The sequence below is a fragment of the Pseudomonas moraviensis subsp. stanleyae genome (genome assembly GCF_036283065.1).
GTDB classification, from domain to species: domain Bacteria; phylum Pseudomonadota; class Gammaproteobacteria; order Pseudomonadales; family Pseudomonadaceae; genus Aquipseudomonas; species Aquipseudomonas stanleyae.
In genome coordinates, this window is sequence record NZ_JAADJI010000004.1 from 285,708 (window position 1) to 302,432 (window position 16,725).

The 16,725-nt window shown below is 61.2% G+C and carries 13 protein-coding genes; 7 read left to right on the top strand and 6 right to left on the bottom strand.

Translation table 11 applies throughout. From position 1 onward, the window contains the following. Window positions 1-102: 102 nt before the first annotated feature. Entirely contained in the window at window positions 103-741 is a 639-nt protein-coding gene (locus tag GXB78_RS08685; protein ID WP_329515116.1) for a Pr6Pr family membrane protein, read from the bottom strand. A gap of 1 nt (window position 742) precedes the next feature. Beyond that, complete coding sequence (locus GXB78_RS08690; protein WP_042608309.1) at window positions 743-973, bottom strand: VF530 family protein; 231 nt, start codon at window positions 971-973, stop codon at window positions 743-745. 333 nt (window positions 974-1,306) lie between these two features. On the opposite strand from GXB78_RS08690, the gene GXB78_RS08695 reads away from it, so the two are divergent. The 7 genes from GXB78_RS08695 to cmoB all read left to right on the top strand — a co-directional run bounded on the left by GXB78_RS08695 (window position 1,307) and on the right by cmoB (window position 11,716). Beyond that, window positions 1,307-2,668, top strand: a complete 1,362-nt coding sequence (locus GXB78_RS08695; protein WP_329515117.1) for a carbohydrate porin — start codon at window positions 1,307-1,309, stop codon at window positions 2,666-2,668. 218 nt (window positions 2,669-2,886) lie between these two features. Beyond that, window positions 2,887-5,298: a glucose/quinate/shikimate family membrane-bound PQQ-dependent dehydrogenase gene (locus GXB78_RS08700; RefSeq protein WP_329515118.1), complete on the top strand. Its 2,412-nt coding sequence runs from the start codon at window positions 2,887-2,889 to the stop codon at window positions 5,296-5,298. A 27-nt stretch (window positions 5,299-5,325) separates the two neighbouring features. Further along, a complete protein-coding gene (locus GXB78_RS08705) occupies window positions 5,326-5,676 on the top strand; it encodes a hypothetical protein (RefSeq protein WP_329515119.1) in 351 nt (116 codons plus the stop codon). A 988-nt stretch (window positions 5,677-6,664) separates the two neighbouring features. Next, window positions 6,665-9,079, top strand: a complete 2,415-nt coding sequence (gene lon, locus GXB78_RS08710) for an endopeptidase La (protein ID WP_329515120.1) — start codon at window positions 6,665-6,667, stop codon at window positions 9,077-9,079. Between the two features lie 269 nt (window positions 9,080-9,348). Next, window positions 9,349-9,741 (top strand): protease inhibitor I42 family protein, encoded by a 393-nt coding sequence (locus tag GXB78_RS08715; protein ID WP_329515121.1) that lies wholly within the window; start codon window positions 9,349-9,351, stop codon window positions 9,739-9,741. 278 nt (window positions 9,742-10,019) lie between these two features. Further along, the gene (cmoA, locus tag GXB78_RS08720; protein ID WP_329515122.1) at window positions 10,020-10,763 is read left to right on the top strand and encodes a carboxy-S-adenosyl-L-methionine synthase CmoA; all 744 of its coding nucleotides are present in this window, start codon (window positions 10,020-10,022) and stop codon (window positions 10,761-10,763) included. Beyond that, window positions 10,760-11,716, top strand: a complete 957-nt coding sequence (cmoB, locus tag GXB78_RS08725) for a tRNA 5-methoxyuridine(34)/uridine 5-oxyacetic acid(34) synthase CmoB (RefSeq protein WP_329515123.1) — start codon at window positions 10,760-10,762, stop codon at window positions 11,714-11,716. The genes cmoA and cmoB overlap by 4 nt, the downstream gene beginning before the upstream one ends. 167 nt (window positions 11,717-11,883) lie before the next feature. Here cmoB and tadA read toward each other — a convergent pair whose 3' ends face one another. The 4 genes from tadA to ptsP form a co-directional block, all read right to left on the bottom strand. Then, window positions 11,884-12,384 carry a tRNA adenosine(34) deaminase TadA gene (gene tadA / locus GXB78_RS08730; RefSeq protein WP_329515124.1) on the bottom strand — a complete coding sequence of 167 codons (501 nt, stop codon included), beginning with the start codon at window positions 12,382-12,384 and terminating at the stop codon, window positions 11,884-11,886. After that, window positions 12,384-13,760, bottom strand: a complete 1,377-nt coding sequence (locus GXB78_RS08735; RefSeq protein ID WP_041479914.1) for a multicopper oxidase family protein — start codon at window positions 13,758-13,760, stop codon at window positions 12,384-12,386. The genes tadA and GXB78_RS08735 overlap by 1 nt, the downstream gene beginning before the upstream one ends. 113 nt (window positions 13,761-13,873) lie before the next feature. Further along, complete coding sequence (locus GXB78_RS08740; RefSeq protein ID WP_329515126.1) at window positions 13,874-14,170, bottom strand: PTS transporter subunit EIIB; 297 nt, start codon at window positions 14,168-14,170, stop codon at window positions 13,874-13,876. Window positions 14,171-14,172: 2 nt separating this feature from the next. Beyond that, entirely contained in the window at window positions 14,173-16,701 is a 2,529-nt protein-coding gene (ptsP, locus tag GXB78_RS08745) for a phosphoenolpyruvate--protein phosphotransferase (protein ID WP_329515127.1), read from the bottom strand. Window positions 16,702-16,725: the final 24 nt, after the last annotated feature.

Sequence of the window (16,725 nt, forward strand, 5' to 3'; positions counted from 1 at the left end):
GAACCCTGTGGGAGCGAGCCTGCTCGCGAATGCGGTCTGACATTCACCGACGATGTCGACTGACACACCGCTTCCGCGAGCAGGCTCGCTCCCACCCTGACCTTAACTTCGTACGGCTTGCCAGCGGTCGAGACCAATGACCACCAACCCAATCACTACAAACCCCACCAATATCCCCCCGGCATTTGCCAGCACCTGTGGATAACCCAGCACTGCGACATCAATGAACGGGTACGCATACGCGCCGAGCAGATGCCCGCGCAGCAAGGCGTAGATGAAATACGCCAGCGGATAAATCAGCCACAGCGGCAGGTGCCACAGGCGCAACGTGCCTTTGGGGACGCAGCACCACCAATAGCCGAGAAACAGAAGTGGCATGACATCGTGGAGCAATTCATCAGCGATGAACTGCCAGCCCTCGGGGTGCCACAAATGCCGCAACAGAATGCTGTAGGCCAGACCGACCACGGCAATGCTCACGGCAATCCCACTGGTGACCCACGGTTGCAGAAACCAGCGGCGCGCGGCGGATTTACGCTCGCTCACGGCGCAGGTCAGCACGGTCGCCACCAGGGTGTTGGTCAATATGGTGAAGTAGCTGAAGAAACTCACCAGCCCACCCAGCAGGCCGGCGCCGATGCTTAGTCTTGCAAAGAAAATCAGGTACAGCTGAATCGTCAATCCGGCCCAGCCCAGTGCGGCCAGGCAGCTAATCAGGCGTCGCCGCCTCGCGCTGTCCATCTCAGAGCGGTCGCTTGGTGCGCATCAGCTTCACGTACAGGCGCTCGACCTTTTCCCGCGCCCACGGGGTTTTACGCAGGAAGGTCAGGCTCGACTTGATGCTCGGATCGCTTTTAAAGCAGCGGATATCAATGCGCTCGGCCAGCCCCGACCACTCGTAATGAGCGACCAGCGCATTGAGGATCTGTTCGAGGGTCACGCCGTGCAGCGGATCGGGGGTCTGTTCGTTCATGCCGGGCCTTTGAGCGAAGTGAAGATGCGTAAAGCCGCGCACCTTAGCCGAGGGCGGTGCTGCGGTGGAAGGGCTTCCTTCAAATGTAGGTCAAGGTCAAAAGATCGCAGCGTTCCGCAGCTCCTACTGGTGTACGCATTTCATGTAGGAGCTGCCGAAGGCTGCGATCTTTTCGCACTGTTACGAAATCCGAAAAGATGCATGTTTATAAAAGGCCTTTGTCTTTTTGTTACAGATCATTATCCTGCCGCCCTTCCGCTGAAACGCTTCACTGCCTGCGACAAACTGAAGCGCTCGGCCTGCCCTCGAAAAACATCAAAAAAAGACTTATTCATGGCTGATTTTTCCTTCTCCCGAGATAGCGCTATCTCCATTCTGCGCACCCTTGGCAGCTGCACCGCGCTCGGCTTTGCCACTTGCGCCCAGGCGGCTCCGGCCTTCGACAGTGAGTCACCGTACATGCTCGGTGACTGGAACGGCACGCGCACAGAACTTTCGGAAAAAGGCTACGACTTCAAACTCGATTACACCGGCGAAATGGGCAGCAACCTGCACGGCGGTTACGACCACGACCGCACTGCGCGTTACAGCGACCAGTTCGGCCTCGGCACCCATCTGGACCTGCAAAAAATCCTCGGTTGGAACGACGCCGAATTTCAGCTGACCATCACCAAACGCAGCGGCAACAACATCAGCAACGATCGCATCAACGATCCGCGCGTTGGCGGCTTCACTTCCGCGCAGGAAGTCTGGGGCCGAGGCCAGACCACGCGCCTGACGCAGATGTGGTACCAGCAGAAATTCTTCGACCAGAAACTCGACATCAAGGTCGGTCGTTTCGGCGAAGGCGAAGACTTCAACAGCTTCCCCTGCGATTTCCAGAATCTGGCGTTCTGCGGCTCGCAGGTCGGCAACTGGGTCGGCGGCATCTGGTACAACTGGCCGGTCAGCCAATGGGCACTGCGGGTCAAATATCACCTGACGCCGGAACTGTACGCGCAGGTCGGCGCCTATGAGCAGAACCCGTCGAACCTCGATCGCGGCAACGGCTTCAAACTCAGCGGCAGCGGCACCCAGGGCGCGATCCTGCCGGTCGAACTGGTGTGGACGCCGAAGCTCAATGGTCTGCCGGGCGAATACCGCGCCGGTTATTACTACAGCAACGCCAAGGCCTCTGACGTCTATAAAGACCGCAACGACCAACCGGCAGCGCTGAGCGGCGAAGCCTACCGCAGCGCGTCGAGCAAGCACGGCGTGTGGCTGGGCGTGCAGCAGCAGGTCACCAGCATCGCCAGCGACCACTCCCGTGGTTTGAGCCTGTTCGCCAACGCGACGATGCACGACAAGAAAACCAATGCCATCGACAACTACGTGCAGGCCGGCCTGACCTACAAAGGCCCGTTCGACGCCCGCGCCAAAGATGACATCGGTTTCGCCCTCGCTCGTGTTCACGTCAACCCGGCCTATCGCAAGAACGCCGAGGCGAGCAACCGCGCCAACGCCGTCTACGACTACGACAATCCGGCGTTCCTGCCACCGCAGGACACCGAATACAGCGCCGAGCTGTATTACGGCGTGCACGTCACCAACTGGCTGACCGTACGCCCGAACCTGCAATACATCCGCCACCCCGGTGGCGTGAACGATATCGACGACGCCCTGATCGGCGGAATCAAGATCCAATCGTCGTTCTAAAAGATCACAGCTAACCCCTGTGGGAGCGAGCCTGCTCGCGAAGGCGGCCTGTCAGTCGCTGCAGTGTTGCCTGATACACCGCTTTCGCGAGCAGGCTCGCTCCCACAGGAATGCATTTCGATAGCCGAACAAGTTTTTATCTGAACCATGCCTGCGCCAAATCGTCATCTAAAGTGACTACAGCGCGGGACTACATAAACGTCACGGAGATTCACACTATGAGCACCGAAAGTGCTTCGAGTCGGGGCCGTCTGCTACCGGGCCTGCTCGGCATCCTGCTTCTACTGATGGGCCTGGCCATGCTGGCCGGGGGAATCAAGCTGAGCACGCTCGGCGGCTCGCTGTACTACCTGCTGGCCGGTATCGGCATCGCGCTGAGCGGCATCCTGCTGCTGATGCGTCGCCGTGCGGCGCTGGGCCTGTACGCGATCGTGCTGTTTGCCAGCACTGTGTGGGCCTTGTGGGAAGTCGGCCTGGACTGGTGGCAACTGGTGCCGCGCCTGGCGCTGTGGTTTGTCCTCGGTTTCGTGATGCTGCTGCCATGGTTCCGCCGTCCCCTGCTGCTCAACGGCCCGGCGAAAATCGGTACCGGCGGTCTGACCGTCGCCGTGATTCTGGCCGGCGTTACCGCTTTGGCCAGCCTGTTCACCCACCCGGGCGAAACCTTTGGCGAACTGGGCCGCGACACGGCGGACATGACCAGCACCGCACCGGCCATGCCGGATGGCGACTGGCAGGCGTACGGCCGCACCGAGTTCGGTGACCGCTACTCGCCTCTGAAGCAGATCACTCCGGAAAACGTCGGCAAGTTGCAGGAAGCCTGGCGCATCCAGACCGGCGACCTGCCAACCGCGGATGACCCGGTCGAACTGACCAACGAAAACACCCCGCTCAAAGCCAACGGCATGGTCTACGCCTGCACCGCGCACAGCAAAGTACTGGCGCTGGACCCGGACACCGGCAAGGAAATCTGGCGCTTCGATCCGCAGATCAAGAGCCCGGTCGGCTTCAAGGGCTTCGCCCACATGACTTGCCGTGGCGTGTCGTATTACGACGAAGCCGCGTACGCCAAGTCGGCAAACGCCGGTTCCGCGGTGATCTCCGAAGCCGGCCAGGCCGTTGCTCAGGCCTGCCCGCGTCGTCTGTACCTGCCAACCGCCGATGCCCGCCTGATCGCACTGAACGCCGACACCGGCAAGATCTGCGAAGGCTTCGGCACCAACGGCGTGGTCGACCTGACCCAGGGCATCGGCCCGTTCACCGCTGGCGGCTACTACTCCACCTCGCCAGCAGCGATTACCCGTGATCTGGTGATCATGGGCGGTCACGTCACCGACAACGAATCGACCAACGAGCCATCGGGCGTGATCCGCGCCTTCGACGTGCGTGACGGTCACCTGGTGTGGAACTGGGACAGCGACAAGCCGGACGCCACCGAGCCTCTGGCCCCGGGCGAAACCTATAGCCGCAACTCGGCAAACATGTGGTCGCTGGCCAGCGTCGATGAAAAACTCGGCATGGTCTACCTGCCACTGGGCAACCAGACCCCGGACCAATGGGGCGGCAACCGCACCCCGGGCGCAGAAAAATTCAGCGCCGGCCTCGTCGCACTGGACCTGGCCACCGGCAAGGTGCGCTGGAACTACCAGTTCACTCACCATGACCTGTGGGACATGGACGTCGGCAGCCAGCCAACCCTGCTCGACATGAAAACCGCCGACGGCGTGAAACCTGCGCTGATCGCTCCGACCAAACAGGGCAGCCTGTACGTCCTCGACCGTCGTGACGGCACGCCGATCATTCCGATCAAGGAAATCCCGGTACCGCAGGGCGCCGTGAAAGGCGACCACACCGCACCGACCCAAGCCCGTTCGGACCTCAACCTGCTGGCCCCGGAACTGACCGAAAAAGCCATGTGGGGCGCCAGCCCGTTCGACCAGATGCTGTGCCGCATCCAGTTCAAGGAACTGCGTTACGAAGGCCAGTACACCCCGCCATCGGAACAGGGCAGCCTGATCTATCCGGGTAACGTCGGCGTGTTCAACTGGGGCGGCGTCTCGGTCGATCCAGTCCGTCAGCTGCTGTTCACCAGCCCGAACTACATGGCCTTTGTCTCGAAAATGGTCCCACGCGAGCAAGTCGAAGCTGGCAGCAAACGCGAGAGCGAGACCTCGGGCGTGCAGCCAAACACCGGCGCGCCATACGCGGTGATCATGCACCCGTTCATGTCGCCACTGGGCGTACCGTGCCAGGCCCCGGCCTGGGGCTACGTCGCCGGTATCGACCTGACCACCGGCAAAGTCGTGTGGAAACGCAAGAACGGCACCAGCCGCGACAGCTCGCCAATCCCGATCGGCTTCACCCTCGGCGTACCGAGCATGGGCGGTTCGATCGTGACTGCCGGCGGCGTCGGCTTCCTCAGCGGCACCCTCGACCAGTACCTGCGCGCCTATGACGTCAATACCGGTAAAGAACTGTGGAAATCGCGTCTGCCAGCTGGCGGCCAAGCCACCCCGATGACCTACACCGGCAAGGACGGCAAGCAATACGTGCTGCTCGTTGTTGGCGGCCACGGCTCGCTGGGCACCAAGATGGGTGACTACATCATTGCGTACAAACTGCCGGATTAAGCGTTAGCCGGTGGTAATGAAAAGGCGATGTTCCGTGAGGGACATCGCCTTTTTTGTGTACGCAATTTGGCAAGCACCGCGAATACCTGTGGAGCGAGTGCATTGGTCGGCTTTCAGGCCGCCATCGCGAGCAGGCTCACGGCTACAAAGAACTGTGTTCGTCCTGCAGATGCTCGCCGAGATGCACCGGATTTCATGTCAAAAGCGGCATTTACGTCACTACTTACGCAGGTCAAAGCTCCCGAAAATGTCTATGTCGCCGGCGATTGGATCGCTGACAACCGCATGGAAAGACATCTTGTAATGGTGAGCTTGCGTATCAAAATCGACAGTGAACCTACCCTTCTGGGTATGAGCTTTCTCGAATTCATATCCTGATCGGGCTATATATGACATCAATAAAACCGTTGCTTGCCGGGTTGACGGGTCCAGTTGCACATGAAAGTACAAAGTTCTGAAGACCCTGGGATCCTCTTCCTCCTCTAATCCGTAGCAGTGATAATACGTGCCATCGAAATAGACGCTGAATTTGTTCGCGGTGAAATCAGCGCGCTTCTCAATTTTGGCCGTGAATGTGTCTGACGTTTTAGCAGTTATCACTTTCTCGATCCTCATATTCCGTTCCATCTGCATTGCGAAGTGGAAGGACAATCGTGCTGCGAAATCGATAAGCGCGTAACTGTCATATCTGACAGCCAGCTATAACAAATAGAGTCAATGAGGGGATGCGTTATAGCCGAGCGATGCGAAGCCGCGATGTTTCGATCTGGCTTTCGAACCAGCATCAAAAGATCACAGCCTTCGGCGGATTCTTCAGAACCAGCATTCACTCAAAGAACTGGTCGAATTCAGGCCACCTTCGCGAGCAGGCTCGCTCCCACAGAAAAGCAAAATCAAAAGATCGCAGCCTTCGGCAGCTCCTACACACGATGAGCGTTAGCTCGAGTTCCGCTTTTGATCCTGGAGCCCGTCGGCAGGCTGAGTGGAGGGATTGATCCGGGCGTGGGAGCGCAGCGACCGTACGACGCAGTCGTACACAGCGAGTGTAGGTGCAGCGAAGCAAACCGGAGACGCTGCGCCCGGATCAATCCCGCAGCGAAGGAACCCCGAGCCCCAGCGAGCGGGCCGAACGTCAGGGCAAAGCGTTTTGGTTACTTTTGGGCGTCTGCAAAAGTGACCCGCTGTAAGAGCGGAACCGCCATCCGCAACACCCAAAAAAACGGATATACACCCAAAACCCCCAGAGCATGGCCGGCCCAAAGGCCGCCAAGGCCCCCCTGAACACAAGCAGAAACACAGCCGCCCCATTGAAACCACCCCATCCCTGCCCCATCTAACACCCCATACCCCATTGCGCAGGTGCCCCATGACCGACCAGCAAGATCGCCCGGACAACCACGACGACTACGAAACCGACCACATCGAACACACCTCCTCCGGTACCGGCCTGGCGCTGCCCGGGCAGAACCTGCCGGACAAGGTCTACATCATCCCGATCCACAACCGTCCGTTCTTCCCGGCCCAGGTCCTGCCGGTCATCGTCAACGAAGAACCGTGGGCCGAAACCCTCGAACTGGTCAGCAAATCCGAACACCACTCCCTGGCCCTGTTCTTCATGGACACGCCCCAGGAAGACCCGCGCCACTTCGACACTGGCGCCCTCCCCGAATACGGCACGCTGGTCAAAGTCCACCATGCCAGCCGTGAGAACGGCAAACTGCAATTCGTCGCCCAGGGGCTGAGCCGCGTGCGCATCAAGACCTGGCTCAAGCATCACCGCCCGCCGTATCTGGTCGAAGTCGAATACCCGCACCAACCCACCGAGCCGACCGACGAGGTCAAGGCTTACGGCATGGCGCTGATCAACGCGATCAAGGAATTGCTGCCGCTCAACCCGCTGTACAGCGAAGAGCTGAAGAACTATCTCAACCGCTTCAGCCCCAACGACCCGTCGCCGCTGACCGACTTCGCCGCCGCCCTGACCTCCGCCACCGGCCCCGAGCTGCAAGAAGTGCTCGACTGCGTGCCGATGCTCAAGCGCATGGAAAAAGTCCTGCCGATGCTGCGCAAGGAAGTCGAAGTCGCGCGCCTGCAAAAAGAGATTTCGGCGGAAGTTAACCGCAAGATCGGCGAGCATCAGCGCGAGTTTTTCCTCAAGGAACAGCTCAAGGTGATCCAGCAGGAACTTGGCCTGACCAAGGACGACCGCAGCGCCGACCTCGAACAGTTCCAGCAGCGCCTGGAAGGCAAAACCCTGCCGGCGCAGGTGCAGAAGCGCCTCGAAGAAGAAACCCACAAGCTGTCGATCCTCGAAACCGGTTCGCCGGAATATGCGGTCACGCGCAATTATCTGGACTGGGCCACGTCGGTTCCGTGGGGCGTGTACGGCGAGGACAAACTCGACCTCAAGCACGCACGCAAAGTCCTCGACAAGCATCACGCGGGTCTGGACGACATCAAGGATCGCATCCTCGAATTCCTCGCCGTCGGTGCCTATAAAGGCGAAATCAGCGGCTCGATCGTGCTGCTGGTCGGCCCGCCGGGCGTGGGTAAAACCAGTGTCGGCAAATCCATCGCCGAATCCCTCGGCCGGCCGTTCTACCGTTTCAGCGTCGGCGGCATGCGCGACGAAGCCGAGATCAAGGGCCACCGCCGCACCTACATCGGCGCGCAGCCGGGCAAACTGGTGCAGGCGTTGAAAGACGTCGAAGTGATGAACCCGGTGATCATGCTCGACGAGATCGACAAGATGGGCCAGAGCTACCAGGGCGACCCGGCCTCGGCGCTGCTGGAAACCCTCGATCCCGAGCAGAACGTCGAATTCCTCGACCACTACCTCGACCTGCGCATGGACCTGTCGAAGGTGCTGTTCGTCTGCACTGCCAACACCCTGGACTCGATCCCCGGTCCGCTACTCGACCGGATGGAAGTGATTCGCCTGTCCGGCTACATCACCGAAGAAAAAGTCGCTATCGCCAAGCGGCACCTGTGGCCGAAACTGCTGGAAAAGGCCGGCGTGTCGAAAGGCAGCCTGAGCATCAGCGACACCGCGCTCAAAGCCCTGATCGACGGCTACGCTCGCGAAGCCGGCGTGCGTCAGCTGGAAAAGCAGATGGGCAAACTGGTGCGCAAAGCGGTGATGAAGCTGATCGACGACCCGAAAGCGGTGATCAAACTCGGCCCGAAAGACCTCGAAGCCTCGCTCGGCCATCCGGTGTTCCGCAATGAGCAGGTGCTGTCCGGCACCGGGGTAATCACTGGTCTGGCCTGGACCAGCATGGGTGGCGCGACCCTTCCGATCGAAGCGACGCGGATTCATACGCTTAACCGTGGCTTCAAACTCACCGGGCAACTCGGCGATGTGATGAAGGAATCGGCAGAGATCGCCTACAGCTACGTCAGCTCGCACCTCAAGCAGTTTGGCGGTGATGCGAAGTTCTTCGACGAAGCCTTCGTCCACCTGCACGTACCGGAAGGCGCAACACCGAAGGACGGCCCGAGTGCCGGCGTGACCATGGCCAGTGCCTTGCTCTCGCTCGCACGCAATCAGCCGCCGAAAAAAGGCGTGGCAATGACCGGCGAACTGACCCTGACCGGGCATGTACTGCCGATCGGCGGGGTGCGCGAGAAGGTGATCGCGGCGCGGCGGCAGAAGATTTACGAGCTGATTCTGCCGGAGCCGAACCGGGGTAACTTCGAGGAATTGCCGGATTACCTGAAGGAAGGGATTACCGTGCACTTTGCCAAGCGGTTTGCGGATGTGGCGAAGGTACTCTTCTAACCGGTAGCCCCTCACCCCAGCCCTCTCCCCGAGGAGAGGTAGCCGACCGAGGCGTCTGGGATCATCCATCGACCTGAAAAACCGGGTCGATTATGGATTCGGTGATGCGCGTTCATGTCGGCGTACCTCGCCAATATCCCGCGGTCAGTCCCCTCTCCCTCTGGGAGAGGGCTTGGCGTCAGTCGGGTCAATACAATACCCGCCTGTCACACTTTGTCTCATCTTCAGTTATGCTCGCCGTTCGTCGTAACTGCCGGAGCTGCTGACCCATGTCCCCCACTCGCCTGTTTCTCCCCCTCGCCCTTTCCTTGCTGGCCGCGTGCGCCACGCAACCGAAACACAACGTGACCGTGGAAAAACAAAGCGAATGCCCGGTGAAGCTCAGCACCGGGCAAAACCTGATCATCAGCCTGCCAAGCAACCCGACCACGGGCTACCGCTGGGCGATTCAGGATTCCGCCGGCGGCGTGTTGCGCGCGCTCAGCCCGGAGGTTTACAGCAATCCGGAAGATGCCGGCGTGGTCGGTGCAGCGGGGGTTTCGACCTGGCGCTTCCAGGCCTTCGCCGCCGGCACCGGCCGTTTGCGCCTGACTTCGCAACAACCGTGGGCTCCGGAAGTGCTGCCAGTGGAAACCTTTGACTGCGCCATTTCGGTGAACTGACTGCCTCAGCCCTCTTCCAGACCCGGCGCTGAACTTTTGTGGCGAGGGAGCTTGCTCCCGCTCGGCTGCGCAGCAGCCGCAAAAACTCGTGTATGAGGGATCCCGGCAGTCACGCGTGCACCGGGTTCAGGGTCGCTTCGCAACCCAGCGGGAGCAAGCTCCCTCGCCACACTGCGCATTCCACATCTCGGACGGGTGCTTTATCAGACAACCCAAGCATCCCCGCGCCACTTTGGCTAAAATGCCGGCCTTTTCCACCGACACCGCCGGACGCCGCCGTGAGCAAAGAACCCGATCGCCTATTCGCCCAGCCTTTGGCCCAGGTGCCTGACTTCGCCTTCAATGAAGACGTGGTGCGGGTGTTCCCGGACATGATCAAGCGCTCGGTGCCGGGTTACCCGACCATCGTCGAAAACCTCGGCGTGCTCGCCGCGCAATTCGCCCAGCCGAACAGCTTGCTCTATGACCTCGGCTCGTCGCTCGGCGCAGTGACCCAAGCCCTGCGCCGCCATGTGCGCACCGACGGGTGCCGGGTGATCGCTGTGGATAACTCGGCGGCGATGGTCGAGCGTTGCCGTGAGTACCTCAACGGTCAGGATTCGATGTTTCAGGAATTGCTGCCGGTGGAGGTGATCGAGGGCGATATCCTCGCGCTGGAGTTTCAGCCCGCCTCGGTGGTGGCACTGAACTTCACTCTGCAATTCATCGCCCCGGACCAGCGCACCGCGTTGCTCTCGCGCATTCGCCAGTCGTTGTTGCCCGGCGGCGCGCTGATTCTTTCGGAGAAGTTGCGTTTCAATGACGCCGAAGAGCATGCGCTGCTCACTGATCTGCACGTGGCGTTCAAACGCGCCAACGGCTACAGCGAACTGGAAATCGCCCAGAAACGCAGCGCCATCGAAAACGTCATGAAGCCCGACAGCCTCGAAGAACATCGCGAACGCCTCATGGCCGCCGGGTTCTCGAAAGTCGTGCCGTGGTTCCAGTGTCTTAATTTTGCCTCGTTGATTGCCTTGCCATGATTGATCTGTCCCCCCTCGCCCGCCGTCTGGCCGGCACTCCGCTGGCCGAATGGGCCAACACCCTGCAGCGTCAGCTCGACAAGAAAATGGAAAAAGGCCACGGCGATCTGGAGCGCTGGCAAAGTGCGCTGGACGCTTTGCCGAAGATCCAACCAAGCGAAGTCGACCTGCTCAACGGCCTGAAACTCGACACCGATTGCGACGCTGAAACTCGCGCGCAGATGCGCACCGCGCTGATGGGCCTGTCGCCGTGGCGCAAAGGGCCGTTCGATCTGTTTGGCGTGCACGTCGACACTGAATGGCGCTCGGACTGGAAGTGGTCGCGCGTGGCGCCGCATCTGGATCTGAAAGGCAAACGCATTCTCGACGTGGGTTGCGGCAACGGCTACTACATGTGGCGCATGCTCGGCGCCGGAGCTGACAGCGTGATTGGCGTTGATCCGAACTGGCTGTTCTTCTGCCAGTTCCAGGCGGTGCAGCGTTACCTGTCCGAGCCGAATGCCTGGCATCTGCCGTTCCCGTTCGAAGACCTGCCGCCGAATCTGGAAGGTTTCGACACCGTGTTCTCCATGGGCGTGTTCTATCACCGCCGCTCGCCGATCGAGCATTTGCTGGCGCTGAAGGATTGCCTGGTCAAGGGCGGCGAACTGGTGCTGGAAACGCTGGTGGTCGAGGGCGACAAGCATCAGGTGCTGGTGCCAGAAGATCGCTATGCGCAGATGCGCAACGTGTGGTTCCTGCCGTCGGTACCGGCGCTGGAATTGTGGCTGCGCCGCGCGGGATTCACCGATATTCGCTGTGTGGATGTCAGCACCACGACAGTCGAGGAACAGCGCGGGACGGAGTGGATGAAGTATCAGTCGCTGAGCGATTTTCTTGATCCAGAGGATCACAGCAAAACGATTGAAGGGCTGCCGGCGCCGATGCGGGCGGTGATTGTTGCGAAGAAGTAAGCGTAATTCCCTGATGATCGCGGTGAGCCTACCCCTCACCCCAGCCCTCTCCCCTGGGAGAGGGAGCAGATCTCTGAGCTTTTCAAAATTTGCATTCGACTCGGAGTCTCAAGTCGGCGGACTTCACCCATTCAACTCGGTCGGTCCCCTCTCCCTCCGGGAGAGGGTTAGGGTGAGGGGCTTCTGGCGCGTCTGGCGCGGAAGAATTCGGTCAACACCGCGCCACATTCCTCAGCCAACACCCCGCCCTCATACAACACCCGGTGATTCAAAAAGCCCTGGGCAAAAAACTGCCCCTGACTCTGCACAATCCCGGCTTTCGGCTCCAGCGCGCCATACACCACCCGCGCCACCCGCGAATGCACGATCAGCCCGGCGCACATGCTGCACGGTTCGAGCGTTACGTACAGCGTGCTGCCCGGCAGGCGATAGTTATCCACTGCCTGCGCGGCGGCGCGGATCGCGACCATTTCCGCATGGGCACTCGGGTCGCTGGTGCTGATCGGGCAGTTGAAGCCGCTTCCGATGACCACGCCATCCTGTACCAGCACCGCGCCCACCGGCACTTCACCCAACGCAGCGCCTTGGGCGGCGAGGGTCAGGGCTTCGCGCATGAAGTCGCGGTCGCGGCTGCGGTCGATGATCGCCGCCGGGCGGATCTGGCGCATCACTTCACCTCGATCGCGGCCATCAGGCCGGTTTCCATATGGTCGATGACATGGCAGTGGAACATCCACACCCCCGGATTATCCGCCACCAGCGCCACTTGCGCGCGCTCGTTCTTGCCCAGCAGATAGGTGTCGGTGAAATACGGAACGACCTTGTGCCGGTTCGACGCGATCACCTTGAAGCTCATGCCGTGCAGGTGGATCGGGTGCTGGTACTGGGTCATGTTCTTCAGTTCGAAAATATAGCTCTGGCCGAGCTTCAGACTGGCAATCGGTCGGTCAGCACAGGTCTTGTCGGTGATGTCCCAGGCCTTGCCGTTGATCTGCCACAGGCTCGGCGGTTTGCCGTTTTCGGTGTTCACCGAGACCGAGCCGACCCATTCGAAATTGAAGTTGAGTTTCTCGGCATTGGCCAGATCCGGCTCGGCCACCGGGTTGGCCGGCAGCGCTTTCGGCCAGTCCGTCGGCGCATCGGTGTTGGCCACCGAACGCAGCGTGCCCAGGCGTACCGGGCCGTTGCGCAGCGACAGCTCTTCGCCGGCCGCCGGCGCCTTGATGGCCAGGCAAATGCGCATGCCGGGGCCGAGCCAGTATTCCTTGCCCAATGGCCGGGGTTCGACCGGATTGCCATCGAGCGCGTAGATCTTCGCTTCAACGCCCGGAATGTTGATGCGATAGGTCAGGGTGTTGTCGAGGTTAAGCAGACGCACCCGAGTGACCTGCCCGGCCGGCAGATCAATCACCGGCAGCGGCACACCATTGATCGTCGACAGGCGCCCGGCGGTGCCGCCACGGGCTGCTTCGCGCGGAATGCTGAATTCGACGAACTGGCCTTGCTCGTCGACATGCCAGTTCTTCAGGCTGAGGGTTTTCTCGTACTTGAAACCGGTGGGCTCGCGCTCTTCGATGATCAGCGGCCCGACCAGCCCGCGTCCGAGTTCTTCGCTGCTGCTGACATGCGGGTGATACCAGTAGCTGCCGGCGTCCGGCACGCGGAACTTGTAGTCGAAGTATTCGCCCGGTAACACCGGCAGTTGCGATACGTAGGGCACGCCGTCCATCTCCAGCGGCAGGCGGATGCCGTGCCAGTGAATGGTAGTCGCCACCGGTAGATGATTGATGAAACGCACCCGCAGCCATTCGCCCTGACGCACGCGCAACTCGGTGCCCGGCGCCGACGGGCCGAACGCCCAGGCCTCGGTCTTGTGCCCCGGCACCAGCTCGACGTCCAGCGGCGCGGCGATCAGTTCATAGTCGTGGCCGGCCTCGGCGTCGGCCATCTTGCCCAGCCAGTAACGCGACGCGCCTCCCGCGCCCACGCCAACGACAACAAGACCGGCCAGGCCACCGAGGATTTGGCGACGGGTAAAGGACATGAACTCAACTACCTCACGTATCAGCGACAGACCCCGAGGGATCCGCAAAAAGGCGAATACGATACACCCGCAGTTGAGAAACAGTAAGGGCGACCTGCGGCCGCACGTCTTGTTCAGCCTTCAGCGCGCAGCCCGGTGATCAGGTGCAGCACGCCATCACCAAGCGACATGACGCCCGCCACGCCGGCGCCACTCAGCGCCTGAGGATCAACACGCGCCTCGTCATGCAGCGCCACCCGCACCCGGGTCAGCGCCACCGGTTGCTGCGACTTGAGGTTATCCACACCGCCCAGCGCCGCAACAATCTCGGCGCTCAAGCCGGCAACCGGTTCGGCGGCAACTTCTGTCTCGTCCGGGACCAGATCCGGCGTCAGTGCTTTCCAGAATGCCTGCTGCAATTTGTCGAACATGTTCAATTCTCCATAATCGGCGAGGCATCAACTTTCGCCTCATGGAACCGCTGCAAGGCTTCGCGCACATCGCCAGCGCTTTCCAGGTTCGAGACCTGTTCGGCGATGATTCGACAGTCGGCCAGATTCACTTCCCGCACTGCCGACTTGATCGCCGGAATCAACGGCACGCTCACCGACAATTCATCCACACCCAGCCCCAGCAGCAACGGCACGGCAAGGCGTTCGGAAGCCATCGCGCCGCAAACGCCGACCCATTTGCCGTGGGCGTGCGCAGCTTTTACCGTCATGGCGATCAGGCGCAGCACCGAAGGATGAAAGCTGTCGGCCTGGCTGGCCAGACGCGGGTGATCGCGATCCATGGCCAAGGTGTACTGGGTCAGGTCGTTGGTGCCGATGGAGAAAAAATCCACGTGCGGTGCCAGCACATCGGCCATCAGCGCGGCGGCGGGCACTTCGATCATGATCCCCAGTTTCGGCAAGTGCATCAGCCCCAGCACCCGCGCCTCCTGCTCGAGGATCTGCCGGGCCAGACGCAGCTCGGCAAGATTGCTGACCATCGGCAACATGATGTGCAGACGCGTCAGCTCAGTGCAGGCCAGGATCGCCCGAAACTGTTCGCGCAACAGTTGCGGTCGCTCAAGGCACAGGCGAATGCCACGCAAACCGAGGAAGGGATTGCTTTCGCTGTCCATCGGCACATAGGCCAGCGGCTTGTCGCCACCGACGTCGAGCGTGCGCACCACCAGATTGTGCGCCGGCCCGATGCCGCGGGCGATGGCGCTGTAGGTGGCGACCTGTTCGTCGTGGCTCGGCGCTTGCTGGCGATCCAGATAGAGAAACTCCGAACGCAGCAGTCCCACGCCATTCGCGCCCAGCTCCATGGCCTGCGCGGTTTCGCTCTGCGAGGCAACGTTGGCCGTGACTTCGATGTGCTGACCGTCACGGGTACAGGCCGCCTCGCTGGCCTGCGCCAATTCCTGCTGATGGCGTCGGCGCTGTTGCGCATGCCGCGTGCGCAATTGATCGATGGACTCGGCGTCCGGATGCAATTGCAATTCGCCCTTGTCGGCATCGAGCAGCACCCGCGTGCTGTTTTTGATCTCGAGCATTTGCAGCGGCATGCCGCAGATCGCCGGCAAGCCACAGGCCCGCGCCAGAATGGCCACATGGCTGGTAGCGCCACCACCAACCGTGGCGAACCCCAGCACTTTGCGCGTATCCAGCCCGGCCGTCTGCGAAGGGGTCAATTGGTCGGCGATGAGAATGGTGTCGTTCGGCAGCTCCAGCGTCTGCTCGTGAACACCGAGAATCAGCTTCAGCACACGCTGGCCGACATCATCCAGATCCGCTGCACGCTCGGTCAGCAAGGCATTGCCCAGCGAGCGAAACATCGCCGCCGTTGCATCGGTGCTGGTCTTCCAGGCAAACGCAGCGCTTTTGCCTTCATCGATCAGCGCTTTGGCCTGATCCAGCAGGCTCGGGTCGGCCAGCAGTTCCTGGTGCGCCCTGAAGATCTCCGCCTGCGCCTGGCCGTTGGCGGTGTCGCGCAGATGCTGCAAGGCCATGTCGGCTTCGATCAGCGCCTGGCTTAACGCCTCCTGTTCAATCGGCGGCTCGGCGCCGAACTCGTTGACCATGAGCGACGCTTCGACGATCTGCATGACCTGGCCCAGCGCCGAACCGGGCGAGGCGCAGACACCGCGCAGGATGTTCGGCATTTCTGCGGCGACGATTTCGACCGGCGCGGGCGCTGTGACAGCTTCGCCACAGCCTTCGCTCAGCAACCGAGTCAACGCTTCGACGGCCGCTTCGGCATCTTCACCTTCGGCGCTGACCTGCACACTGTCGCCATGGGCGGTTTGCAACGCCATGATCGCCACCAGGGATTTGCCGTTGGCTTGCGCTTGCAGTCTGTGCAGATGGATCGTCGCTGAAAACGCCTTCGCCGCTTGGGCGAATACCGCCGCCGGCCGCGCATGCAGACCATTGGGATTGGGCAGGTTGATCGGCTGCGAGAAGACCGCATCGCCTTGTGCCGTAGCTGGATTTTCGCCGACGGCTACGCCGACCACGACGTCCAGCACTGGCTGGCCAACCGCGACCAACCCCGTTGAGCCGACGAGCGATTTGAACGGCTCGCCACTGACCACCAGCATCAAGGTCAACAAACTGCGCGCATGCAGAGCAATGTAATCAGCATCGAACTCGATCAGCGCCTGCCCCGCTTCCACCCGCTGCCCCGTTTCGACACGGCGGGTAAATCCCGTACCGGCGAGATTCACCGTGTCCAGACCGATATGCATCAGCACCTGAACACCCGCATCGCTGGTAATGGTGATTGCATGCCCGCTGGCCTGCACATCACTGACCACACCGGCCAGCGGTGCGCAAAGCGTCGAGGAAGTCGGGTCGATGCACAGGCCATCGCCGATGATCCGCCCGGCAAACACCGGGTCGGGCACCTGGTCCAGCGCCATCAGCACGCCGGATAGAGGCGCCAGCAGCTGCAATTGTTGGGGTGTGGCCATGACTTCACCTGAGCTTGTATTGAT